Source organism: Streptomyces sp. NPDC055400 (assembly GCF_053644375.1).
The window spans coordinates 410,442-433,026 of sequence record NZ_JBSHLM010000008.1 but is presented as its reverse complement, the minus strand read 5'-3'; the positions used below and the strand labels follow the sequence as shown (position 1 = coordinate 433,026).

The 22,585-nt window shown below is 69.9% G+C and carries 21 protein-coding genes and 1 rRNA gene; 17 read left to right on the top strand and 5 right to left on the bottom strand.

Annotation, left to right across the window (positions count from 1 at the left end):
* The 10 genes from rrf to ACWIGU_RS23480 all read left to right on the top strand — a co-directional run.
* Positions 1-86: ribosomal RNA gene (gene rrf / locus ACWIGU_RS23525) — 5S ribosomal RNA — on the top strand; the annotation flags it as partial.
* Positions 87-157: 71 nt separating this feature from the next.
* The gene (locus ACWIGU_RS23520; protein WP_454403644.1) at positions 158-802 is read left to right on the top strand and encodes an HAD family hydrolase; all 645 of its coding nucleotides are present in this window, start codon (positions 158-160) and stop codon (positions 800-802) included.
* A gap of 136 nt (positions 803-938) precedes the next feature.
* Complete coding sequence (locus ACWIGU_RS23515; protein ID WP_454403643.1) at positions 939-1,667, top strand: VC0807 family protein; 729 nt, start codon at positions 939-941, stop codon at positions 1,665-1,667.
* A 129-nt stretch (positions 1,668-1,796) separates the two neighbouring features.
* Positions 1,797-3,026, top strand: a complete 1,230-nt coding sequence (locus tag ACWIGU_RS23510) for an MFS transporter (protein ID WP_454403642.1) — start codon at positions 1,797-1,799, stop codon at positions 3,024-3,026.
* Positions 2,977-4,152: an acetoin utilization protein AcuC gene (locus ACWIGU_RS23505; RefSeq protein ID WP_454403641.1), complete on the top strand. Its 1,176-nt coding sequence runs from the start codon at positions 2,977-2,979 to the stop codon at positions 4,150-4,152. The genes ACWIGU_RS23510 and ACWIGU_RS23505 overlap by 50 nt, the downstream gene beginning before the upstream one ends.
* 107 nt (positions 4,153-4,259) lie before the next feature.
* On the top strand, positions 4,260-5,075 hold the full coding sequence (locus ACWIGU_RS23500) for a phosphatase (RefSeq protein ID WP_454403640.1): 816 nt from the start codon (positions 4,260-4,262) through the stop codon (positions 5,073-5,075).
* 129 nt (positions 5,076-5,204) lie between these two features.
* Entirely contained in the window at positions 5,205-5,417 is a 213-nt protein-coding gene (locus ACWIGU_RS23495) for a helix-turn-helix domain-containing protein (RefSeq protein ID WP_159032723.1), read from the top strand.
* Positions 5,418-5,537: 120 nt separating this feature from the next.
* Positions 5,538-5,636: a 30S ribosomal protein bS22 gene (locus ACWIGU_RS23490; protein WP_003948845.1), complete on the top strand. Its 99-nt coding sequence runs from the start codon at positions 5,538-5,540 to the stop codon at positions 5,634-5,636.
* Positions 5,637-5,912: 276 nt separating this feature from the next.
* The gene (locus tag ACWIGU_RS23485; protein ID WP_329571480.1) at positions 5,913-6,974 is read left to right on the top strand and encodes an NAD-dependent epimerase/dehydratase family protein; all 1,062 of its coding nucleotides are present in this window, start codon (positions 5,913-5,915) and stop codon (positions 6,972-6,974) included.
* Between the two features lie 14 nt (positions 6,975-6,988).
* Positions 6,989-8,041, top strand: coding sequence for a lysophospholipid acyltransferase family protein (locus ACWIGU_RS23480; RefSeq protein ID WP_399970970.1), 1,053 nt, complete (start codon positions 6,989-6,991; stop codon positions 8,039-8,041).
* A gap of 291 nt (positions 8,042-8,332) precedes the next feature.
* Here ACWIGU_RS23480 and ACWIGU_RS23475 read toward each other — a convergent pair whose 3' ends face one another.
* The 3 genes from ACWIGU_RS23475 to ACWIGU_RS23465 all read right to left on the bottom strand — a co-directional run bounded on the left by ACWIGU_RS23475 (position 8,333) and on the right by ACWIGU_RS23465 (position 11,858).
* A complete protein-coding gene (locus ACWIGU_RS23475) occupies positions 8,333-9,538 on the bottom strand; it encodes a DUF5667 domain-containing protein (protein WP_454403639.1) in 1,206 nt (401 codons plus the stop codon).
* Between the two features lie 257 nt (positions 9,539-9,795).
* Positions 9,796-10,587 (bottom strand): ECF subfamily RNA polymerase sigma factor, BldN family, encoded by a 792-nt coding sequence (locus tag ACWIGU_RS23470; RefSeq protein ID WP_100599392.1) that lies wholly within the window; start codon positions 10,585-10,587, stop codon positions 9,796-9,798.
* 326 nt (positions 10,588-10,913) lie between these two features.
* The gene (locus tag ACWIGU_RS23465) at positions 10,914-11,858 is read right to left on the bottom strand and encodes an HAD family hydrolase (protein ID WP_454403638.1); all 945 of its coding nucleotides are present in this window, start codon (positions 11,856-11,858) and stop codon (positions 10,914-10,916) included.
* A 127-nt stretch (positions 11,859-11,985) separates the two neighbouring features.
* Here ACWIGU_RS23465 and ACWIGU_RS23460 point away from each other — a divergent pair, with 127 nt between their 5' ends.
* The 6 genes from ACWIGU_RS23460 to hemB all read left to right on the top strand — a co-directional run bounded on the left by ACWIGU_RS23460 (position 11,986) and on the right by hemB (position 18,421).
* Positions 11,986-12,273, top strand: coding sequence for a glutaredoxin family protein (locus ACWIGU_RS23460; protein WP_454403637.1), 288 nt, complete (start codon positions 11,986-11,988; stop codon positions 12,271-12,273).
* Positions 12,274-12,601: 328 nt separating this feature from the next.
* On the top strand, positions 12,602-13,375 hold the full coding sequence (locus ACWIGU_RS23455) for a redox-sensing transcriptional repressor Rex (RefSeq protein ID WP_329571474.1): 774 nt from the start codon (positions 12,602-12,604) through the stop codon (positions 13,373-13,375).
* Positions 13,372-14,739 carry a glutamyl-tRNA reductase gene (locus ACWIGU_RS23450; protein WP_454403636.1) on the top strand — a complete coding sequence of 456 codons (1,368 nt, stop codon included), beginning with the start codon at positions 13,372-13,374 and terminating at the stop codon, positions 14,737-14,739. The genes ACWIGU_RS23455 and ACWIGU_RS23450 overlap by 4 nt, the downstream gene beginning before the upstream one ends.
* The gene (gene hemC / locus ACWIGU_RS23445) at positions 14,736-15,695 is read left to right on the top strand and encodes a hydroxymethylbilane synthase (protein ID WP_100599397.1); all 960 of its coding nucleotides are present in this window, start codon (positions 14,736-14,738) and stop codon (positions 15,693-15,695) included. The genes ACWIGU_RS23450 and hemC overlap by 4 nt, the downstream gene beginning before the upstream one ends.
* Positions 15,692-17,377 carry a uroporphyrinogen-III synthase gene (locus tag ACWIGU_RS23440; RefSeq protein ID WP_454403635.1) on the top strand — a complete coding sequence of 562 codons (1,686 nt, stop codon included), beginning with the start codon at positions 15,692-15,694 and terminating at the stop codon, positions 17,375-17,377. The genes hemC and ACWIGU_RS23440 overlap by 4 nt, the downstream gene beginning before the upstream one ends.
* 54 nt (positions 17,378-17,431) lie before the next feature.
* Entirely contained in the window at positions 17,432-18,421 is a 990-nt protein-coding gene (gene hemB / locus ACWIGU_RS23435; protein WP_454403634.1) for a porphobilinogen synthase, read from the top strand.
* A 73-nt stretch (positions 18,422-18,494) separates the two neighbouring features.
* Here the strand turns inward: hemB and ACWIGU_RS23430 are convergent, their stop codons facing one another.
* Positions 18,495-19,223, bottom strand: a complete 729-nt coding sequence (locus ACWIGU_RS23430) for a DUF4232 domain-containing protein (RefSeq protein ID WP_454403633.1) — start codon at positions 19,221-19,223, stop codon at positions 18,495-18,497.
* 172 nt (positions 19,224-19,395) lie between these two features.
* On the opposite strand from ACWIGU_RS23430, the gene ACWIGU_RS23425 reads away from it, so the two are divergent.
* Positions 19,396-20,679, top strand: a complete 1,284-nt coding sequence (locus ACWIGU_RS23425) for a helix-turn-helix domain-containing protein (RefSeq protein ID WP_454403632.1) — start codon at positions 19,396-19,398, stop codon at positions 20,677-20,679.
* Positions 20,680-20,773: 94 nt separating this feature from the next.
* Here ACWIGU_RS23425 and argS read toward each other — a convergent pair whose 3' ends face one another.
* Positions 20,774-22,540, bottom strand: a complete 1,767-nt coding sequence (gene argS / locus ACWIGU_RS23420) for an arginine--tRNA ligase (RefSeq protein ID WP_454403631.1) — start codon at positions 22,538-22,540, stop codon at positions 20,774-20,776.
* Positions 22,541-22,585: the final 45 nt, after the last annotated feature.

Genomic DNA, 22,585 nt, shown 5'->3' with positions numbered 1-22,585 from the left:
GTTACATTCCGAACCCGGAAGCTAAGCCTCACAGCGCCGATGGTACTGCAGGGGGGACCCTGTGGGAGAGTAGGACGCCGCCGAACTATTTTTGAAGAAGACCCCCGTAACGGATGAGAATCCTGTTACGGGGGTTTTCTGCGTTTAGGGTCGAGCTATGCGATACGACCTGGTCATCTTTGACAATGACGGCGTTCTCGTCGACAGCGAGCCGATCTCCAACAAGCTTCTCGCCGGCTATCTCACTGAACTCGGGCACCCCACCTCGTACGAGGAATCCCTCAGGGACTATATGGGCGCCGCGATGCACCGGGTGCATGATCTTGTGGAAGAGCGGACCGGGCAGCGGCTGCCCGAGGACTTCGACGACGTATTTCACGGGCGGGTCTTTGCCGCCTTCGAGCGGGAGCTGGAGCCGGTGCCCGGGGCCGTCGAGGTTCTGGAGAAACTGGCCGCCGACGGAGTGCCGTACTGCGTGGGCTCTTCCGGGAGTCACGAGCGGATTCGCGTCGGGCATCGTAAGACCGGGCTCGACAAGTGGTTCGATGACGGGCGGATCTTCAGTTCGCAGGATGTCGGGCGGGGCAAGCCGGCGCCGGATCTTTTCCTGCACGCGGCCCAGTGCATGGGTGTGGCGCCGGAGAGGTGCGCGGTCGTGGAGGACAGTCCGCTCGGCGTTCAGGCCGCGGTGGCTGCCGGGATGGACGTGTACGGGTTCACGGCCATGACGCCCGCGAGCCGCTTGAGCGCGGTCACCGAACTGTTCGGCGACATGCGGGAGTTGCCTGACCTGCTGACATGACATCTCCGTACGGTCCGCCCTGACATTTGTCACCGCGAGCTCCGGACGATCGTTTCTGTTGGGCGGCGGGGGTCCTCGACGAAGCTGAGTGCATCGAGAACGGGACGTACGCGGTGACGACGGAGGGAACCCGATCATGAGTCAGCTCGTTGCACAGACACCGGTCACGTCCGCTGGGGCGGCTGCCGCCCCGCAGAGCGACCGTGCGGCCCTCCTGGGAAGCCTCAGGCCGCTGGTCGTGGACGTGGTCGTGCCGATGGCCTCGTACTACGTGCTGAGCAAGGGGTTCGGCATGAGCGCGCTGGCCGCTCTGGGGTGGAGCAGTGTGCTGCCGGCGCTGCGGACCGTGTGGGGGGTCCTGCGGGAGCGGCGGCTCAATGTGCTGGCCGGGGTCATCCTCGTCGTGAACATGGCGGGGCTGCTGCTGAGCACGGTGACGGGTGACCCCCGGCTGATGCTGGCCAAGGACAGCGGGATCAGCAGTGTCGTGGGCATCTCGATGCTGGTGTCGGTCGTGGCCGGCAAGCCGCTCCTCGCGTCCGCGCTCAAGCCCTTCGTGACGAAGGGGGATGCCGGGCGGACTGCGGCCTGGGAGCGGCTGTCGGCGGGGCCGGGTCGCTTCGTGCGGGCCGAGCGGATGTTCACGGCGGTGTGGGGTCTGGCACTGATCACCGAGTGCGTGGTGCGGATCGTGGGGGCGTACACGTTGCCGGTCGACACGATGGTCTGGCTCGGCAACGTGATCATGGCTGGTGCCGTAGTGCCGGCCTTCGTGGTCAGTGGGCGTCTGGCTGTGGGGCCGATGGAGCGGATGGTCGAGGAGGAACTGGTGAGGCACCGGGGCCAGGTGGCGCGCGTCGCCTGATGCCTCTCCGGGCCTCCGCCGCTCGCACCCTCTTCCCGGTCGCCCGATGACGGCGGCCGGGAACTTTCGTTCGAGATGCATCGAGATCCATCTACCCACCGGTAGATCTGGGGCATACGCTGTGCGGCCATGACAGAAGTGCTGCGGCGTGGCAGAGGTTCGCTGGCGTTCAGTTTCTTTGTGCAGGGTGCCGCGTTCGCGCTCCTGGTGACTCGAATACCGGCGATTCAGGATCAGTACGGCATATCAGATGGGCTGTTGCCGGTCTTTCTCGCGGCGGTGCCGATCCTGGCCGGGGCCGGGAGCGTGTGTACCGAGAAGCTGGTCAAGCGGGTGCGGCCCAGTCGGGTCCTGCGGTGGTCGCAGCCGGTCGTGCTGCTGGCGCTGCTCGGGGTCGGGGCGGGGGACTCGCTGTGGCAAGCGGCCCTGGCGCTGGGGGCGTTCGGGCTCGCGGTGGGTGCGCTCGACGCGTCCATGAACATGCTCGGGGTGAGCCTGCAGAGGGCGTACGGGCGCAGCATCATGCTCGGGTTTCACGCGGCGTACAGCCTGGGCGGGATCGTGGGGGCGTCACTTGCGTGGGTGGGGGCGCACTGGGACCTGTCGCTGTTCGTGTCGTATCTGCCGGTGGTGGTGCTGCTGTTGCCGGCGGCGTTCGTGGGGAGTCGCTGGTACGTCGACGGGGAGAGCGGCGCCGGTGAGGGTGCGCAGGGCGCCGCGGGCGGCCCGGTGGTGTTCAAGCTGCTGCTGCCGCTGTGTCTGGTGATGACGTTCGCGTACATCGGGGACTCGACGGTCTCCAACTGGAGTGCGAAGTACCTCCAGGACGTGCTGGGGAGTTCGGAGCAACTGTCGACGGTTCCGTACAACGTCTACATGGTGATGACGCTGGTGGGGCGGGCGCTCGGGGATCTCGGGGTGCGGCGGTTCGGAGCGGTCGTGGTGGTGCGGTTCGGGGCCGTGGTGGCGGCGCTCGGGTTCGCTGTGGTGGCGGTGGCGCCGGGGCCCTGGGTGGGGATGCTCGGGTTCACGCTGCTGGGGCTCGGGTTGTGTGTGATCGTGCCGCAGACGTTCGCCGCTGCGGGCAGGCACGCTTTTGAGAATTACGGTCCGAATGCTTCGGATTCGGCGATCGCGCGGCTGAATGTCTTCAACTATGTGGGATTTCTGATCGGTTCGCCCCTTGTGGGCGCTCTGGGCGATGCGTGGAACTACCGGGGGGCGATGCTCGTTCCCATGGTGTTGGTGCTCGTGACACTCGTGTACGCCCGTTCTTTCGCCCCCGGACCGGACCGATACGGTGACGGGCATGAGCGGCCGCGCACAGCTGATGTGGGACGAGGCAGTAACGGGCTATGACTTCGGCCCGGATCACCCGATGGATCCGGTCCGGCTGGCCCTGACGAGAGGTCTCGTCGGGGCTCTTGGGCTCGACCGTGAGGTGGACGTCGTCGCCGCCAAGCGGGCGGGTGAGTCGACGCTGCGGCTCGTGCACCGCGAGGACTATGTGGAGGCGGTCAAGGCCGCGTCCGCCGATCCGGCTTCGGCGGACGGGTCCTATGGGCTGGGGACGGTCGACGATCCGGCCTTCGCCGGTATGCACGATGTGTCGGCGCTGATCGCAGGGCAGTCCGTGGGCGCGGCGGAGGCCGTCTGGCGGGGGGAGGCGCTGCATGCGGTGAACTTCGCGGGCGGGCTGCACCATGCGATGCCCGGGGGTGCTGCCGGGTTCTGCATCTACAACGACGCGGCACTGGCCGTCGCTCGTCTCCTTGAGCTGGGCGCCGAGCGGGTCGCGTACGTGGATGTGGACGTGCACCACGGGGACGGCGTACAGGCGGCGTTCTGGGAGGACCCGCGGGTGCTCACCATTTCGCTGCACGAGCATCCGCGGACGCTGTTTCCGCAGACCGGGTGGCCGGAGGAGACGGGGGCCGACGGTCCGGCGGAGGGGTCGGCGGTCAATGTGGCGCTGCCGGCGGGGACCGGGGACGCGGGGTGGCTGCGGGCTTTTCATGCCGTCGTGCCTGAGCTGCTGGCGGAGTTCAGGCCGCAGGTCCTGGTGACACAGCACGGGGCCGATACGCATTTCGAGGACCCGCTGGCGCATCTGGCGGTGTCGCTCGACGCGCAGCGGGCCGCTCAGGTCGCCTGCCATGAGCTGGCGCACGAGCATGCGGAGGGGCGTTGGGTCGCGCTGGGCGGTGGCGGGTACGCGGTGGTGGATGTGGTGCCGCGGTCCTGGTCGCACCTGGTGGGGATCGCCGCGGGGCACGAGGTGGCGCCCGAGACGGTGATTCCGGAGAGCTGGCGGCAGGAAGCGTTCGCCAGGACGCGGCAGTTGGCTCCGACGCGGATGACGGACGGGCGGTGGCCGGTCTCGTACAAGGAGTGGGAGTTGGGGTACGACCCGGCGGACCGGCTCGACCAGGCGGTTCTGGCGACGCGGCGTTCGGTGTTCCCGCTGCGGGGGCTGTTGCCGTAGCGGCGTGGTGGCGGGCGGCCGGTGAGAGTAGGGGGCGTTACGCCAAGTGTGGGGTGTTTTCGGGGTTTTAGAGGTAGCAGGGGCCCCAATGCGCCAGCATCACATGGGTGTTGAGCACCGGAGCGCTGCGTGCGCATCTGCTGGCCGCCCATCTGGCCGGGCCCGTGGCGACCTCCCGTGAGGTGAGTCTGCGCAGTTATCGGCTCTTCGCGGCCAGGGATCCCCGGATACTTCTGGGCCTCGACCCCGAGTGGAGCTGGGGGCAGCGGGATCTGCTCGCTCTGATGGCCGACAAGTGCGGGGTGTCGAGCGATCCGGCGGACACCTCGGGGTGCGACGTGATCGACCCGGAGCGGACGCTGGCGGCGCTCGACGCGTTCGCGAAGCGGCTCGGTGAGGCTGCGCGGGGTCGCGTCCCGGTGCTTTTCGGGACGGGTCACCCGCATCGACTCCTCGGTTTCTACGCCGCGTTGGCGGACGCCCTGTCGGCGGCGGGATGTCCCGTCCTCACCCCCGCGCAGGGTGAGAGTGTCGACATAACGACCCGGTTCGGCCTACGTACGTACGACCTCGACTACGTCCGTGGAGTCGCGCTGGTGCGGGAACCCGGCGCGCGTGAGCCGGGGAGTGAGACCGGCGCACATACCCACTCACCCCTCCCGGTTCGCACGGTGCTCGCGGCCGCGGCGCAGGCCGGCGGGCTGCTGCCGGAACTGGTCGTGGGCGACCATGGATGGGTCTGCGGTGCAGGTCAGTTGGGGTTCGACGCGATCGGGCTCGCCGATACGGATGACCCCGCGTTGTTCGTGGGGGAGGCCGAGGGGCAGGTGTCCGTAGTCGTTCCGCTTGATGACGCTGTGCGGTCTGATTACTACCGGCCGCTTACTCGCTATGTACTCAATCGAGCGTGTCTGTCACAGTAGGCGGCCATCCGCTGCTCCTCTTCCCCACTCGCACCACACGCCCCTAGTCTGGGGAGTGAGCACGCAACGACGTTGAGTCACCGGAAGGGGAAGCCGGTGGCCGTCGAGTGCGGAAGGTTCAGGTGTGTCATGGCTGCTGGTGAGAGTAGGCCTCTGAACGAGGTGCAGTTCCTGACCGTGGCGGAAGTCGCCTCGGTGATGCGAGTCTCGAAGATGACCGTGTACCGGCTGGTGCACAGTGGTCATCTGCCCGCGATCCGGGTCGGAAGGTCCTTCCGAGTCCCGGAGCAAGCGGTTCACGAGTACCTCCGCGAGTCCTACGTGGGGGTGGAGACAGCCTGACGGCATCCTCCGGGATCCCTCGATTACAGGCTCAGCGCTGGGCCGGGTAGGCTAGGCCGACGTAGGTCGTGTGGGCCCAGACGCCCCGCACCGAGTGAAGAGAAGTGAGCGAGGGTAGTCGTGGGCTCTGTTATCAAGAAGCGGCGTAAGCGGATGGCCAAGAAGAAGCACCGCAAGCTGCTGAAGCGCACCCGCGTGCAGCGTCGCAACAAGAAGTAAGCGACCGCTGCATCAAGCGCGCTCTGTGGCCCCTCCACCGTCCGGTGGAGGGGCCACAGTCGTTCCACGGCCCTTATGGCGCCGCTTTCGCGGGCTCGTGTGGGAACGTAGGGCCACGTCCCGGCGACCTCGGTCTGTACGTACGTCTGTGGCTGTCGTCACTTCCTGCATCGCGCGGTCATCACAGCGCAACATCAAACCGCTAACGTGGCGGCGAGAGGCAGGCGGTGCGGAACTGGGGCGCGGCAGGGCTGCGACGGAAGGTAGGCGCTGATCTTGGGCAAGGTCGTGCTCGTGACCGGGGTGGCCCGGCAGCTCGGGGGCCGTTTCGTACGACGCATCCAGCGTGATCCCGAGGTGGACCGGGTGATCGGCGTGGACGCGGTGGCGCCCGCGCATCATCTGGGGGGTGCTGAGTTCCTCCAGGCGGACATAAGGCAGCCCGCGATCGCCCGGCTGCTCGCGGAGCACTCCGTCGACACGGTCGTCCACCTGGATGTCACGGGTACGCCGCTGGCCAGCGGCGGCCGGGGCTCCGTCAAGGAGACCAACGTCATCGGCACGATGCAGCTGCTCGGCGCCTGCCAGAAGGCGCCGGCGGTCAAGCGGCTCGTGGTGAAGTCCAGTACGAACGTGTACGGGTCCGCGCCGCGCGACCCGGCCGTGTTCACCGAGACGACGCCGCCCAAGTCGCTGCCCAGCGGCGGCTTCGCCAAGGACACCGTGGAGGTCGAGGGGTATGTGCGCGGGTTCGCCCGGCGCCGGCCCGATGTCGCGGTGTGCGTGCTGCGGTTCGCGAACATCCTCGGTCCCGCCGCCGATTCGCCGCTCGCCGAGTATTTCTCGCTGCCGGTCCTGCCGACCGTCCTCGGCTATGACCCGCGGCTCCAGTTCGTGCACGAGGACGATGTCATCGAGGTGCTGCGGATCGCGTCGCACGAGCCGGCGCGGGGGACGCTCAACAGCGGCACGTTCAATGTTGCCGGTGACGGCGTGCTACTCCTGTCGCAGTGCTCGCGCCGGCTCGGGCGGCCGACGGTGCCGGTATTCCTGCCTGCCGTGACCTGGGTGGGATCGGCCCTGCGCACGCTGGGCGCGACGGACTTCTCGCCCGAGCAGATCAGGCTGCTCACGCACGGGCGGGTCGTGTCGACGGCCCAGATGCGCGAGACACTGGGCTATCGGCCCGAGTACACGACGGCGGAGACCTTCGCGGAGTTCGTCCGTGGCCGCGGGCCCGGACTGCTGCCGCCGGAGGCCCTCGCGGGGGCCGTCGACCGGCTCGCCTCGCTGCCCTTCCTGGGCGGCGGTCACCCCCCGACGCAGAGCGCCAGCTGAGGAGCGCATCAACGATGGCGGATGCCAAGGTCATTCCGTTCGACGACGACCGCTCGCGCACCGGCGCCGGCAAGGTGGTTCCGCGCCGCCGTGGCGCGAGCGGCCGGCGCAAGGGCGAGCCCGCGGCCGTACGCGAGGTCGCGCCGCTGCCCGAGCAGCAGGACCACGAGCCGACACCGCCGGCCGCCGCGCGGGAGCCGGAGCCGCGGGAGCGGCCGCAGGCAGGCGGTGGCCTGGACCGGCGCATCGCGGGCGGCCTCGCGTTCCTGCGGCGGCGCCTGACGGGCGATTACGACGTCGACGAGTTCGGCTACGACAAGGAACTCACCGACCAGGTCCTGATGTCCCTGGTGCGGCCCCTGTACGAGAAGTACTTCCGGGTCGAGGTGAAGGGCATCGAGAACATCCCGGCGGACGGCGGTGCGCTGATCGTCGCCAATCACTCGGGGACGCTGCCGCTGGACGGCGTGATGATGCAGGTCGCCGTGCACGACAACCATCCGCAGAACCGGCATCTGCGGCTCCTGGCCGCGGACCTGGTGTTCATGCTGCCGGTGGTCAACGAGCTGGCGCGCAAGGCCGGCCACACGCTGGCCTGTGCGGAGGACGCGCAGCGGCTCCTGGAGCAGGGCGAGCTGGTCGGGGTGATGCCGGAGGGGTTCAAGGGCATCGGCAAGCCGTTCAGCGAGCGGTACAAGCTCCAGCGGTTCGGGCGTGGCGGGTTCGTCTCGACGGCGTTGCGCGCCGGGACGCCGATCGTGCCGTGCTCGATCGTCGGGGCGGAGGAGATCTACCCGATGATCGGCAACGCGAAGACGCTGGCGCGGCTGCTCGGCTTCCCGTATTTCCCGATCACGCCCACGTTCCCGTGGCTCGGCCCGCTGGGCGCGGTGCCGCTGCCGACGAAGTGGACGATCCAGTTCGGCGAGCCGATCCCGACGGACGGTTTCCCGCCGGAGGCGGCCGAGGACCCGATGTTGATGTTCAACCTGACGGACCAGGTGCGGGAGCAGATCCAGCACACGCTGTACAAGCTGCTGGTGCAGCGGCGGTCGGTGTTCTTCTGACGCCGGCCATGGTCCGGGCCGACGGACGGAGTCCGGCGCAGACGTCCGAAGCCGCGGAGCGGTGCGAGGGCGGCAGACGGGAGGGGCCAAGTTGCTGGTGCAGCGGCGGTCGGTGTTCTTCTGACGCCGGCCATGGTCCGGGCCGACGGACGGAGTCGGGCGCAGACGTCCGAAGCCGCGGAGCGGTGCGAGGGCGGCAGAAGTGCCCGTAGGGACATAGGGGCATACGTGAAGGGGGCGGTCACCGGATTTCGGTGGCCGCCCCCTTCACGTAATCACGTGACGAAGTGACTAGTTCGCGTCCTCGCTGTCGATTCCCAGGCCGGGCAGCAGGCCTGGGAGGAGGGGCGGGAGCGTGACGTCGGGCTTCGGGGTGGTGTGTCTGCCTTCGGACGGGGTGGGGCTGGTGTCGTCCTTGGGCGGGTCGAGGAGGCCGCCGGCGGCGTCGCCGAGGAGGCCGTCGTCGTGGGTGCCGGAGGAGGACGGCCGGGGTTTGCCCGAGCTGTCCTGGTGGCCGTGCGACGCTCCGCCGGCCGTCGGGGTGGAGCGGTCGCCGCCGGAGGAGCCGGGCGTCCGGTCGTGGACACCGGGCTGTCCGCCGCTGCGGCCGTCCTGCTCGGGGGCCTGCGGGAGCAGGGACCGCAGCGGGTCGACCTCTTGGTCTATGGCGTCGAAGACCGAGCTGACCTGCGCGCCCACGTCACCGAGCTGTACGGGCAGGCGGTCGCGCAGCGCGTCCCAGTTCTCACGGTGGGACCGGGTGAACGACGACAGGGCCTGGATGGGGCCGAGCGAGCCGTCCCTGCGGTAGGCCTCGAGGAGCAGGCGGTGGCCCTCGGAGGCGTCGTACTGGACGCCGGAGAGCGTGCGCCTGACTTCGCCGAGGGACTCGTGGTCGAGCTGTCCGCTGCGGCCGCGCTCCATGAGCCGGCGCGCTTCGCTGAGGCGGGTGGAGGCCTGGTCGAGATAGATCTGGCCGCGGTCGGAGTCGCCGTCGGCCATGCCGAGTTTCAGGTCCTCCATCCCGCGTTTCAGTCCGTAGAGATGGTCACCGGGGAGGGCGTCGGAGCTGGCAGCGGCGACGCCGCCGAAGGCTCCCGCGGCGACACCGACGGTGAGGCCGCCGGCCGCGATGCCCTTGGACAGGCGTGAGCGGGGTCGCAACTTCCGCAGCGGGCTCGCCCGGTGAGCGCCCTTGCGCGCGCGCTGCTCGGGCACGGAAGGGCCTGGCCCCGCACCCCCCGCAGCCGTGCCCTCGAGCAGCATGGCCTCCATGGCGGCCACGAGCTGGGCTCGTTGAACCACCTTGACCTCGGGGTCAAGCTCAGGCTTGGGAAGTTCGTCCAGTCCGGTCACCAGCGCCAACAGCTTGCCCTGCTCGCCTTGTTCGGCGGGGGGCTCTTCCTGCTGTACAGCCGCCGCTTCCCGGTCGGACTGCTCCTCCAGGGCCTGGGCGAAGGCGTTCGCCCGCCGGTGTGCCGATACGTTCGCGATCACTGGCGGCACCTCCTCTCGTCATGACGGTCGACTCCCCAGGGGGTCCTGAGGGTTGCACACCCTGAGCACTTCCACACGATCGAGTGAGTGGAAGCAGTCGGGGAGTGACCACAGGGAGCCTGCATCCCGCATAACGAGCGACGCGGCACTTGGGTTACGGACGGCGGATGATCGGACCGCGATCCCATCTGCCCCTCACAGAAGGTGAGTTGACGGCTACGGAGCGACGCGGCGGGTGGGGTGGGCCCCACCGGTCGCTAACGGGCGTCGTCCGGGAGCAGGCGTGCCAGAGTGCGTACGGCGCGGTACTGCAGGGTCTTGATCGCGCCCTCGTTCTTGCCCATGACCTTGGCGGTCTCGGCTACCGACAGGCCCTGCAGGAAGCGCAGGGTGACGCACTCCTGCTGCTGGGGGTTGAGCCGGTGCACCGCGTCGAGCAGGGCCGCGTTCGACAGGGATTCGAGGACGGAGTCCTCCGGGCTGCGCTCGACCTCGTTCGCGTCGAGCATTTCGCCGGTGGTCACTTCGAGGCGGAAACGGCTCGACTTGAAGTGGTCGGCGACCAGGTTCCGCGCGATCGTGACCAGCCAGGCGCCGAAGTCGCGCCCCTGCCAGGTGAAGGTGCCGATGCGGCGCAGGGCCCGCAGGAAGGTCTCGCTGGTGAGATCCTCGGCCGTCGCCTTCCCGCCGACGCGGTAGTAGATGTAGCGGTAGACGGTGTCGCTGTACTGGTCGTAGAGACGGCCGAACGCGTCGGCCTCGCCCGCCTGGGCGCGCTCGACGAGATCCATCATGCGGGCGCTGTCGCTGTCCGCGGCGGGGCGGCGTGCGGTGGACGTACCGGCGGAACCGGATCGGGCTCGTCTTCCGACCGTGGTGCTCCCGTCAGCCAGGGCATAGCAAGGACCGGTAGGGCCGTTCGCGGCGGGTGCCGCGACGGCGAGGGCGGGGACGGCGTACGCGGTGGGGACGAAGCCGCGCAAGCGGTCGGAGACCGTTGCGCGCAGCGTAGCCAGGCCCGAGGCGTCAACCCCGACGTGTGGGTACACGGGACTCCCAGAGGCAGAGCTTCCATCACGTGCAGTGCGGGACCGTTCACTCGTCGTGTTGACGCGTGGGTACCGGTTTGCGTCTGAGGAGAATAACGCTTCGTGCAGGGAGCGCTACACCCAGTTGCTCAAATCACCGATTACGTCGCTTCCGTAACTGAACGGAGTCGGTTCAAGTGCCGGAGAGTGACCGCTTGTTGATCGGATTAGGTCATGTTCCGTCTGAGCGCGGGGCGTGTTGTGGCCGAGTTGAACCAACGGGACTGGCGGGAGCCGTGCGGGGGTAAGGGGATGCGATTGGGGCTCGTGCCCGGGAGCGGCGCGGGTCAGCGGCGACGGCGGTGCAGGGCCACCGCGGCGGCCGTGCCGCCGGCCAGTGCGCCGACTCCCGCCGCGGCCGGGATGCCGACCTTCGCGGCCTTGCGGCCCGTGCGGTAGTCGCGCAGCCGCCAGTCACGTTCGCGTGCGTGCTTGCGCAGTTTGGTGTCCGGATTGATCGCGTACGGATGTCCTACGAGCGACAGCATCGGGATGTCGTTGTGCGAGTCGCTGTACGCGGCGCAGTGGCCCAGGTCGAGGCCCTCGGCGGCGGCGAGGGCGCGGACGGCCTCGGCCTTCGCGGGGCCGTGCAGGGGTTCGCCGACGAGCTTGCCCGTGTAGACGCCGCCGACGGACTCGGCGACCGTGCCGAGGGCGCCGGTCAGGCCGAGGCGGCGGGCGATGATCGTCGCGGTCTCCACGGGGGCGGCGGTGACGAGCCACACCTTCTGGCCCGCGTCCAGGTGGGCCTGGGCGAGGGCGCGGGTGCCGGGCCAGATGCGCTCGGCCATGTACTCGTCGTAGATCTCCTCGCCGATGGACATCAGCTCGGCGACGCGGTGGCCCTTGACGATGGACAGCGCGCTGTCGCGTGCGTCCTGCATGTGCTCGGGGTCCTCGACCCCGGCGATCCTGAACCAGGCCTGCTGCCAGCCGAACTTGACCAGTTCGCGGCGCTGGAAGAACTTCCGTTTGTAGAGGCCGCGGCCGAAGTGGAAGATCGCGGCGCCCTGCATGACGGTGTTGTCGAGGTCGAAGAAGGCGGCGGCCCTGTCGTCGCCGACGACGGGGAACTCCGTTTCCGGGGTGCCTTCATCGGGCTGTGTCGCCTCGCCGAGCTGCTCCAGCTCTTGCGACGACTTGCGGGCGGCCTCGGCCGAGGCCTCGCCAGCCAATACGCTCCGCGCGGTGGCGGAGCGCCTACGGGGTGTGAGCCATCCGAGAGCGGCCATGTCGTGAGCATAGCCAGTCTGTTCGGTGGTTCCGGAGTCGTGAGGATTCGGCGCTGTGAACTCTCCGCGACCGAGTCGTTAAACAACTGGCGGGAGAGGTGCGTCAGGAGGCGTCGACGGAGCGAGAATGGCCGGTATGAGCCCCATTTTTCGCCGGAGCGAGAAGAAGAACCCCGAGGAGCGTCTGGTCACCCTGATCGGGAAGCCCGGCTGCCATCTGTGTGACGACGCGCAGGAGGTGATCGAGAAGGTGTGCGGCGAGCTCGGTGCGTCCTGGGAGAAGAAGGACATCAATCAGGACGACGAGCTGTACCGCTTGTACTGGGAGCAGATCCCCGTGGTGCTCGTGGACGGAGCACAGCACGACTTCTGGAAGGTGAACGAAGATCGACTTCGGCGTGCGCTGACGGGCTGATACGTCAGTGGCCCCCGCGTGAGTAGCGACCGTCACTGACTGAGCAGTCCAAGTGGTCCGGAAAGTCGCCTAGGATCGGGGGCGGTTTGGTCTCGGGGGCGCGGATCGTAGAGGAGAGTGTGCGGTTTTGCCCCCTTCATGCAGGCAACGAAGCGGCTTGCGCGCCGGTTCCATATGCGCGCGCCAGGGGCGCGTGACCCCGGTCACGTTGCCCGGGCAAATCGGACACAATCTTTGTGCACGCGTTCACAAAGACATAGCCTGCATTCGACGGGGCGGTCCTGGGACGTACGACCGCCCGCAGCCCCGCTCTACCCGCAGGAGCACCGTGGCAACTGGCCGAACTCACCGACCGGCGACCCGCAGCCGAGGAATTCCCGAGGCCACCGTCGCCCGCCTTCCGCTGTACCTTCGGGCCCTCACCGGCCTGTCGGAGCGCTCGGTTCCCACGGTCTCCTCCGAGGAGCTCGCGGCCGCCGCGGGGGTCAATTCCGCGAAGCTGCGCAAGGACTTCTCGTACCTCGGCTCCTACGGCACCCGCGGTGTGGGTTACGACGTCGAGTACCTCGTCTACCAGATCTCCCGCGAGCTCGGCCTCACCCAGGACTGGCCGATCGTGATGGTCGGTATCGGTAACCTCGGCGCCGCTCTTGCCAATTACGGCGGCTTCGCCTCGCGTGGCTTCCGTGTCGCCGCCCTGATCGACGCCGACCCGGCGATGACCGGCAAGTCCGTCGCGGGCATGGCCGTGCAGCACGCCGACGACCTCGAGAAGATCATCGACGACAACGGCGTCTCCATCGGCGTCATCGCGACGCCCGCGGGCGCGGCCCAGCAGGTCTGCGACCGGCTCGTCGCCGCCGGTGTCACCTCGATCCTCAACTTCGCGCCGACCGTCCTGTCCGTGCCGGACGGCGTCGACGTGCGCAAGGTCGACCTCTCCATCGAGCTCCAGATCCTCGCCTTCCACGAGCAGCGCAAGGCCGGCGAGGGCCAGGACGACACGGTGGACGAGGCCGGCGCCGAGCCCCCGGCCGCCGCCGCTGCGAAGCCGGCCCGCAAGGGACCCGACGGGGATGTCCCCGCCGTGATGCCGGCATGAGTCTCCTCGTCGTAGGCCTGAGCCACCGCAGCGCTCCCGTGAGCGTCCTCGAGCGCGCCGCGCTCTCCGCGGACGCCCAGGCGAAGCTGCTCCAGGACACGCTCGCCGCCGAGCCCGCCGTCGAGGCCTCGGTGCTCTCGACGTGCAACCGCATCGAGCTGTACGCCGACGTGGACAAGTTCCACGCGGGTGTCGCCGAGCTCTCGACGCTGCTCGCCCAGCACAGCGGCGTCGGTCTCGAGGAGCTCACTCCTTATCTTTATGTGCACTACGAGGACCGGGCCGTTCACCACCTGTTCTCGGTGGCGTGCGGGCTGGACTCGATGGTCGTGGGCGAGGGCCAGATCCTCGGCCAGATCAAGGACGGCCTCGCGCGCTCCCAGGAGCTGCACACCGCGGGCCGCCTCCTCAACGACCTGTTCCAGCAGGCCCTGCGGGTCGGCAAGCGGGCCCACTCGGAGACCGGGATCGACCGTGCCGGGCAGTCCCTGGTCACGTTCGGCCTGGAGCAGCTGACCGCCGGGCGCCCTGTAGATGTATGGGCCAAGGACAAGTGTGCGCTGGTGATCGGCGCGGGCTCGATGTCCTCGCTGGCCGCGGCGACGCTCGCGCGCGCCGGTGTCGCCGAGATCGTCGTCGCCAACCGCACGCTGGAGCGCGCCGAGCGGCTCGCACAGATCCTGAGCGAGCCCGGCGGCACCGGAGTGGCCGCGCGCGCGGTTCCCATGGACGCCGTCGGCGACGAACTGACACGTGCCGATGTCGTCGTCTCCTGCACCGGAGCGACCGGACTCGTGCTGAGCGAGGCCGAGATCCTGCGCGCCGTCGAGGGACGTACGGGCGGCCTCGCGCTGCTCGACCTCGCGATGCCGCGTGACATCGACGGCGCCGCGCACCGCATCGGCGGCGTGCGCTTCGTCGACATCGAGTCCCTCGCCGAGGCCTCGGCCGACGCGCCCATGGCCGCCGATGTGGACCAGGTGCGGGGCATCGTCTCCGACGAGGTCGCCGCGTTCGGCGCCGCTCAGCGCGCCGCGACCATCACGCCGACCGTCGTCGCCCTGCGCACGATGGCCGCCGACGTGGTCACCGGCGAGATCGCGCGGCTCGACGGGCGCCTGCCGGAGCTCGACGAGAAGCAGCGCGCGGAGATCACCCAGACTGTGCGGCGCGTGGTGGACAAGCTCCTGCACGCGCCGACCGTACGGGTCAAGCAGCTGGCCGCCGAGCCCGGCGGTGCCGGGTACGCGGACGCGCTGCGGACCCTTTTCGACCTCGACCCGGAGGCGGTGGCCGCCGTCTCGCGGGCCGATCTGAACGAGCTGAACGAGCCGGTAGCCAAGAATCGAGGCCGGGCATCATGACGGACAGGGCACTCAGGCTCGGGACCAGGCGCAGCAAGCTCGCCATGGCCCAGTCGGGGCGCGTGGCTGAGGCCGTACGGCAGGTGACGGGACGGCCCGTCGAGCTGGTCGAGATCACCACGTACGGGGACACGTCCCGCGAGCAGCTGGCGCAGATCGGCGGTACCGGCGTGTTCGTCGTGGCGCTGCGCGAGGCGCTGCTGCGCGGCGACGTCGACTTCGCCGTGCACTCCCTCAAGGACCTGCCGACCACGCCCCACCCGGACCTCACGCTGGCGGCCGTGCCGCTGCGCGAGGACCCGCGCGACGTACTCGTCGCCCGCGACGGACTGACCTTCGCGCAGCTCCCCGACGGAGCGCGCATCGGTACCGGTGCGCCGCGCCGCATGTCGCAGCTGAACGCGTACGCGCGCAGCCACGGCATGCACATAGAGACCGTGCCGATCCGCGGGAACATCGACACCCGCGTCGGTTACGTGCACAACGGGGAGCTCGACGCCGTCGTGCTCGCCGCCGCCGGACTGAACCGGATCGGCCGCATCGGGGAAGTGACGGACTTCCTCGCGGTCGACACTGTTCTTCCCGCCCCCGGCCAGGGGGCGCTGGCGGTCGAGTGCTCCGCGTCGAACGCGGACCTCGCCGCCATGCTCGGAGAGCTCGACGACTCGTTCACGCGAGTCGCCGTGACCGCCGAGCGATCCCTGCTCGCCGCCCTGGAGGCCGGCTGCAGTGCACCTGTGGGTGCCCTGGCCGACCTGCTGGCCGACGGGCAGATTGCCAACGAAATGCGCCTGCGGGGTGTCGTCGGTACGACCGACGGCTCCGCGCTGGTGCAGCTGTCCACCACCGGTCCCGTGCCCGAGACAGAAGACCAGGCGCTGGCGCTCGGTCGAGAACTCGCTGCCGAGATGCTTGCCAAGGGCGCGGCCGGTCTGATGGGGGAGCGAGCACTTTGAGCCCCACCACCTCTGACCCTTCGGCCACCTGGGCAACCGGGCACGTCACCTTCCTCGGTGCCGGTCCCGGAGATCCAGGACTACTGACGCTGCGCGCCGTGGAGGCGCTCGCCCGAGCGGATGTGCTGATCGCCGAGCCCGATGTGCTCGACGTCGTCCGCACACACGCGAAGGCGGGCGTGACCGTCCTCGGCGCGGAGATCCCGGGCGCACCGGGGCAGGCGGCTGCTGACGACGCGTCAACTGCCGCCGTGGTCCCCGCGTTGAGGGACTGCGCCAATCTTGTCATGGAGGCCGCACGGGGCGGCAAGCGGGTCGTACGTGCCGTCAGCGGCGACCCCGGACTCGACACCTACGCGGCCGGGGAGATGCTGGCCTGCGCGGCCGACGGGGTCTCCTTCGAGGTCGTGCCCGGCATCGCGGCGGCTGTCGGTGTGCCCGCGTACGCCGGTGTTCCGCTGCGGGACGCGCAGGGCGCGGACGTGCGGTTCGTCGACGCCCGCACCGCCTCCGAGCGCTGCTGGACCGAGGTCGGCGCGTCCGACGGCACGGTCGTCGTCTCGACGACGCTCGACGCGGTGGCCGCGGCCGCCGGCGAGCTGGTCGCGGCGGGCCGCAAGCCGGACACCCCGCTGACCGTCACGGTCGCCGGTACGACGACGCGCCAGCGGACCTGGTCCGCGACGCTCGGCACGATCGCCCAGACCTTCAAGCAGGCGAAGGTGCTGCCCTCCCCGGAGGGCGGTCGCCCCGTCATAGCCGTGGTCGGCGAGCGCTCCGCGGCCGCCCAGCGCGACCAGCTCTCGTGGTTCGAGTCCAAGCCGCTGTTCGGCTGGAAGGTGCTCGTACCGCGGACCAAGGAGCAGGCGGCGTCGCTCTCCGACCAGCTCAGCTCGTACGGCGCCGTGCCGCACGAGGTGCCGACGATCGCGGTCGAACCGCCGCGCACGCCCCAGCAGATGGAGCGCGCGGTCAAGGGCCTCGTCACCGGACGCTACGAGTGGATCGCCTTCACCTCCGTGAACGCGGTCAAGGCCGTGCGCGAGAAGTTCGAGGAGTACGGGCTCGACGCCCGTGCCTTCGCCGGGATCAAGGTCGCCGCGGTGGGCGAGCAGACCGCCGCCGCGCTCGTCGCGTTCGGTGTGAAGCCCGACCTCGTGCCGAGCGGTGAGCAGTCCGCCGCCGGTCTCCTCGAGGACTGGCCGCCGTACGACCCGGTCTTCGACCCGATCGACCGTGTCTTCCTGCCGCGCGCCGACATCGCCACCGAGACGCTCGTCGCCGGGCTCATCGAACTCGGGTGGGAGGTCGACGACGTGACCGCCTACCGGACGGTGCGGGCGTCGCCGCCGCCGGCGGAGACGCGCGAGGCGATCAAGGGCGGCGGCTTCGACGCCGTGCTGTTCACGTCGTCGTCGACCGTGCGGAACCTGGTGGGCATCGCCGGCAAGCCGCACAACGTGACCGTGATCGCGTGCATCGGCCCCGCGACGGCCAAGACCGCCGAGGAGCACGGGCTGCGCGTGGACGTGATGTCCCCGGAGCCGTCGGTTCACCGGCTGGCGCAGGCGCTGGCCGACTTCGGCGCGCGGCGTCGTGCCACCGCGCTCGAGGCGGGGGATCCTGTGTCCCGGCCGAGCGAGCGGCGGCCCGGGGCCCGCAGGCGTCGGGCGGCGCCGTAGGGCCCGAGGGGCCGTGGGCACAGTCCGGCGTACAGATCGACGTGGAGTGTTGGTGTGACTGAGTACGGATCCTTCCCGGGTGCGCGGCCGCGGCGGCTGCGCACCACCCCCGCCATGCGGCGCATGGTCGCGGAGACGCGGCTGCACCCGGCCGACCTGATCCTTCCCGCGTTCGTGCGGGAGGGCATCAGTGAGCCGGTCGCGATCGGGTCCATGCCCGGTGTCGTGCAGCACACCAGGGACACCCTGAAGAAGGCGGCCGTCGAGGCGCTGGAGGCCGGGGTCTCCGGGATCATGCTCTTCGGTGTGCCGGACGACGCGAAGAAGGACGCCCTCGGGACGGCCGGTACGGACCCCGACGGCATCCTCCAGGTGGCGCTGCGCGACGTGCGCGCCGAGGTCGGCGACGATCTCATCGTCATGTCCGACCTGTGCCTCGACGAGTTCACGGACCACGGGCACTGCGGTGTCCTGGACGCCGATGGGCGCGTCGACAACGACGCGACGCTGGAGCGTTACGCGGAGATGGCGCAGGTCCAGGCCGACGCGGGTGCCCATGTCGTGGGCCCCAGCGGCATGATGGACGGGCAGGTCGGGGTCGTCCGCGACGCGCTCGACACCATCGGCAAGGAGGACGTCTCGATCCTCGCCTACACCGCGAAGTATTCGTCGGCGTTCTACGGGCCGTTCCGCGAGGCCGTCGGTTCGTCGCTGACCGGCGACCGCAAGACGTACCAGCAGGACCCGGCCAACGTGCGGGAGTCCCTGCGGGAGCTGGCGCTCGACCTCGAGGAGGGCGCCGACATGGTGATGGTCAAGCCGGCCGGACCCTACCTCGACATTCTCGCCAAGGTCGCCGAGTCGGTGGACGTGCCGGTGGCCGCGTACCAGATCAGCGGCGAGTACGCGATGATCGAGGCCGCCGCTCAGCGCGGCTGGATCGAGCGTGACCGGGCCATCCTGGAGACGCTCCTCGGCATCAAGCGGGCCGGCGCGAACATGATCCTCACGTACTGGGCGACGGAGGTCGCGCGCGGCCTGTGACCGCGCCCGTCCACTGAACTCCCGCTGCCCCGCCGGTACTTGACCGGCGGGGCAGCTTTTTACGTTCTTCCGCTCACCAGGTCAGGGCGTCGCTCATCGACTGCTGCCAGTAGGTGACCTTGAGCGAGTCGTCGATGTAGACGCCCTTCGCGGGCAGCGCGGCCTTGGCGCCGGGGCCGCCGTCGTTCGTGTCGCGGCCCTGGAAGAACACCTCAAGCGTGTTCTCCGTACGCCCGTTGGAACCGCCGCCGTCGTCGCCGCCGGAGAGTGCGACGCCCGCGTAGGCGGACTGGCCCGGCGACAGGGACACCACCGCCTGCGGCTGCGAGTCGTCGATCACCGGCGGGACCGACTGGGCCTCGCCGAAGCGGACGGCCGGGTAGCCGTACAGATCGCAGTGCTTCGAGCCCGTGTTGGTCACTGTGAGGAGCATGTGGTTGACGGGGCGCGTGACGGACTGGGCGGCGACCTTGACCGTGGAGCCGTTGCACGTGACGCGGGCGGTGGGGTTGCTCTTTCCGGTGGAGGCGGGCGGGGACTTCGGCTTGGCGGTGACCGCACTTCCGGTGCCGGAGCCCGTGCCTGTGCTTGTGCCTGTACTGGAGCCCGTCGTCGATCCGGCGTTCGCGTCCTTGCCGTTGTCGCCGTCGGCCGGCGCCGAGTTCGAGGGGTGCTGCGACGCGCCCTCGTCGCGGACCCCGTCCCCGTTGTCGCAGGCGGTCAGGGAGAGTGCGGCCAGGGCGACCGTGGCGGCGGCCGTGAGGAGGCGGACACGGGAGCGGGTGGGTGCGGCGACGGACACTGGTGATCCCCTTCAAAGCGGCGTGCTTGGATGACCAGAGCTTGTGCGGTGATCCGTCCCCATCGCCAGCACCGCGGGACCACTTGGGACGCTGGAACGTTCTTACCGGCTCTGACCTGGGGAAACGACCGTGCCCTGGAACGCCGGACTGGGATGAGGGGGGTGGGGAACGGTGGCTGAGGTTGACGGGACCGCCGAGTTCGCGGCGCTGCTGCGAGGACTGAAGGAGCGCTCGCGGCTGAGTTACGGCGTACTGGCGAAGCGGCTGCACATGAGTACGTCGACGCTGCACCGGTACTGCAACGGGGACGCGGTGCCGGTCGACTACGCGCCGGTCGAGCGGCTGGCCCGGGTGTGCAAGGCCGGTCCCGAGGAGCTCGTCGAGCTGCACCGGCTGTGGGTCCTCGCGGACGCGGCACGGCGGACGAAGCCGGCGGCGGCATCGAAGGAACCGGCGGCCGTGGCGGAACCAGTGGCCGTAGCGGCGGAACCAGTGGCCGTAGCGGTGGAACCCGTGGCGCCCGTGTCCGATACGGAGCCCGCGCCCGCTCCGGAGAAGCGCCGCTCCCGGCGCGCGGCCGTGCTCGCCGCCGCCCTGGCCGTCGTCGTGGCCGGGGGAGCCGGCGCGTTCGCCGTGCACCTCGCCGGAGACGGAGGCGGTGACGGCGGCGACCGGAAGGACCACGCCGGGGCCACCTCGTCCGTCACGCCGGGAGCGCGCTCCGCGGACCCGTCGGGCAAGGCGTCCCCGTCACCGGGCCACCAGCGCAAGCCCTCCACGAGCCCGTCCCGCAGTGACAGCCCGGCCGGTGACGCGCCGGGCAGCCCGTCCGCCCCGGCGGCAGGCGCGGCCACCGGCACCCCGCTCACCGTCGCCACCACCCCGTACATCTACGAGAGCCCCTGCAGCCAGCACTTCCTGATCGACCGGCCGCCGTCCCAGGTGCCCCCGCCGCCCCTCGAACAGGACGCCCCGAACTGGGTCGGCGCGATCGGCGCGGTCGCGTCGGGGGAGCAGCTGATCAAGCTCACCGTTCAGGGGACGGGCAGCGGCACCGTGGTCCTGGAGGACATGGACGTCCGCGTCATGAAGTCCGGTGCGCCGCTCGCGTGGAACGACTACTCGATGGGCGTGGGCTGCGGGGGCAACGTGGAAACGAAGTCGTTCGGCGTGGATCTCGACGCGCCCCGCCCGGTCTCGGCGCCGGAGAACGGGCAGCGCGACTTCCCGTACAAGGTCAGTGAGAGCGACCCCGAGGTCTTCTACATCAAGGCGGACGCCAAGGCCCACGACGTCAGTTGGGTCCTGGAGCTGAAGTGGTCGAGCGGCAGTCGCCACGGTGTCCTGAAGGTCGACGACCAGGGGCGGGCGTTTCGCACCAGCGCCGATGTCGGCCGTCCCGGCTACGACTACCCGATCGGGTCGGGCAGCTGGGGCGAGCGCCCCAGCGCATAGCGGCCGGGGCCCGGACGGCTGTGCCCCGCCGGGGACTTCCGGCGGGGCACAGCCGGCGTATCGGGCTACCGGGTATCGGAAGGCCGAGGCCGGGTCAGAGACGCTCGGGCGTCCTGATGCCCAGGAGCGCCATGCCCTGGTGCAGCGTGCGGGCCGTCAGGTCGCACAGGAACAGGCGGTTCTCCACCTGCTCCGGGGTGTCCGCCTTCAGGACCGGGCACTGGTCGTAGAACGTCGTGTAGAGCGACGCCAGCTGGTACAGGTACGCGGCCAGCTTGTGCGGGGCGTATTCGGCGGCGGCCTCGAAGACCGTGTCGCCGAACGCGTCCAGGTGCAGGCCGAGCGCCCGCTCCGCCGGGGCCAGGGCCAGCTCCGGGTGGGCGGCCGGGGCCGCGCCTTCGGCCTTGCGCAGGATCGACTTGATCCGGGCGTACGCGTACTGCAGGTACACCGACGTGTCGCCGTTCAGGGACACCATCTGGTCCAGGTCGAACTTGTAGTCCCGGCTCGGCGACGTCGACAGGTCGGCGTACTTCACCGCGCCGATGCCCACGTAGCGGCCGTTCTCCACGATCTCCTGCTCGGTCAGGCCCACCTTCTCGGCCTTCTCGCGCACGACCGCCGTGGCCCGCTCGGCGGCCTCGTCGAGCAGGTCCTCCAGGCGGACCGTCTCGCCCTCACGCGTCTTGAACGGCTTGCCGTCCGCGCCGAGGACCGTGCCGTAGCCCATGTTGTGGGCCGTGACCTCGTCGCCCAGCCAGCCCGCGCGGCGTGCCGTCTCGAAGACCATCTTGAAGTGCAGCGACTGGCGCACGTCCACGACGTAGATCAGCGACGTGACGTGCAGGTCGAAGACGCGGTCGCGGATCGCGGACAGGTCGGAGGCCGCGTACCCGAAGCCGCCGTCCTTCTTCTGCACGATCAACGGGACCGGCTGGTCGTCCTTGCCCTTGATGTCGTCGAAGAAGACCACGAGGGCGCCCTCGGAGCGGACGGCGACGCCCGACTCCTCCAGGAGCCGCGCCGTCTCGGCCATCATGTCGTTGTACGCGCTCTCGCCGACGATCTCCTCGTCGCGGATCTCCATGTCGAGCTTCTCGAAGACCGAGTAGAAGTAGACCTTCGACTCGTCCACGAACCGCCGCCACAGGTCGAGCGTCTCCTTGTCGCCCGACTGCAGCGCGACGACCCGCTTACGGGCCCGCTCCTTGAAGTCCTCGTCCGCGTCGAAGACGGCGCGGGACGCCTTGTAGATCCGGTTGAGATTCGACATGGCCTGCTCGCCGTCGACCTCGTCGGCCGGGGCCAGCTCGCCCGGGTGCTCGATCAGGTACTGGATGAGCATGCCGAACTGCGTGCCCCAGTCGCCGATGTGGTGCCGGCCGATCGTCTGCTCGCCCGTGAAGTCGAGCATGCCGCGCAGGGCGTCGCCGATGACCGCCGAGCGCAGGTGGCCGACGTGCATCTCCTTCGCCACGTTCGGCTGGGCGTAGTCGATGACCGTGACGCCCGCGTTGTCCTTCAGCGGGACGCCGAGGCGGTCGCCGTCGGCGGCGCGGGCGGCGAGCGTCTCGGTGATCGCCTTGTCGGTGACCGTGACGTTCAGGAAGCCGGGGCCCGAGACCTCGACCTCGGCGAGCAGGTCGCCGGCCGTGATCCGCTCGACGACCTGCGTGGCCAGCTCCCGCGGGTTCGCCTTGGCCTTCTTGGCGAGCGCGAGGATCCCGTTGGCCTGGTAGTCGGCCCGGTCGCTACGTCGCAGCAGCGGGTCCGCGCCCGCACCGGCCTCGGGGAGGGCGGCGCTGAGGGCGTCGGAGAGACGCTGGTTGACGGAGGACGTGAGGGACGTGACCGAGGCCATGGAGTGGTTGCCGTTCCGCTCGTAGGAGTACAGAAGAGGTGCAGA

Excerpts from the sequence above, each read along its gene's own strand:
- ACWIGU_RS23520 (WP_454403644.1), top strand. The coding sequence starts at position 158 with ATGCGATACGACCTGGTCATCTTTGACAATGACGGCGTTCTCGTCGAC.
- ACWIGU_RS23515 (WP_454403643.1), top strand. The coding sequence starts at position 939 with ATGAGTCAGCTCGTTGCACAGACACCGGTCACGTCCGCTGGGGCGGCT.
- ACWIGU_RS23510 (WP_454403642.1), top strand. The coding sequence starts at position 1,797 with ATGACAGAAGTGCTGCGGCGTGGCAGAGGTTCGCTGGCGTTCAGTTTC.
- ACWIGU_RS23505 (WP_454403641.1), top strand. The coding sequence starts at position 2,977 with ATGAGCGGCCGCGCACAGCTGATGTGGGACGAGGCAGTAACGGGCTAT.
- ACWIGU_RS23495 (WP_159032723.1), top strand. The coding sequence starts at position 5,205 with ATGGCTGCTGGTGAGAGTAGGCCTCTGAACGAGGTGCAGTTCCTGACC.
- ACWIGU_RS23480 (WP_399970970.1), top strand. The coding sequence starts at position 6,989 with ATGGCGGATGCCAAGGTCATTCCGTTCGACGACGACCGCTCGCGCACC.
- ACWIGU_RS23465 (WP_454403638.1), bottom strand. The coding sequence starts at position 11,858 with ATGGCCGCTCTCGGATGGCTCACACCCCGTAGGCGCTCCGCCACCGCG.
- ACWIGU_RS23460 (WP_454403637.1), top strand. The coding sequence starts at position 11,986 with ATGGCCGGTATGAGCCCCATTTTTCGCCGGAGCGAGAAGAAGAACCCC.
- ACWIGU_RS23450 (WP_454403636.1), top strand. The coding sequence starts at position 13,372 with ATGAGTCTCCTCGTCGTAGGCCTGAGCCACCGCAGCGCTCCCGTGAGC.
- hemC (WP_100599397.1), top strand. The coding sequence starts at position 14,736 with ATGACGGACAGGGCACTCAGGCTCGGGACCAGGCGCAGCAAGCTCGCC.
- argS (WP_454403631.1), bottom strand. The coding sequence starts at position 22,540 with ATGGCCTCGGTCACGTCCCTCACGTCCTCCGTCAACCAGCGTCTCTCC.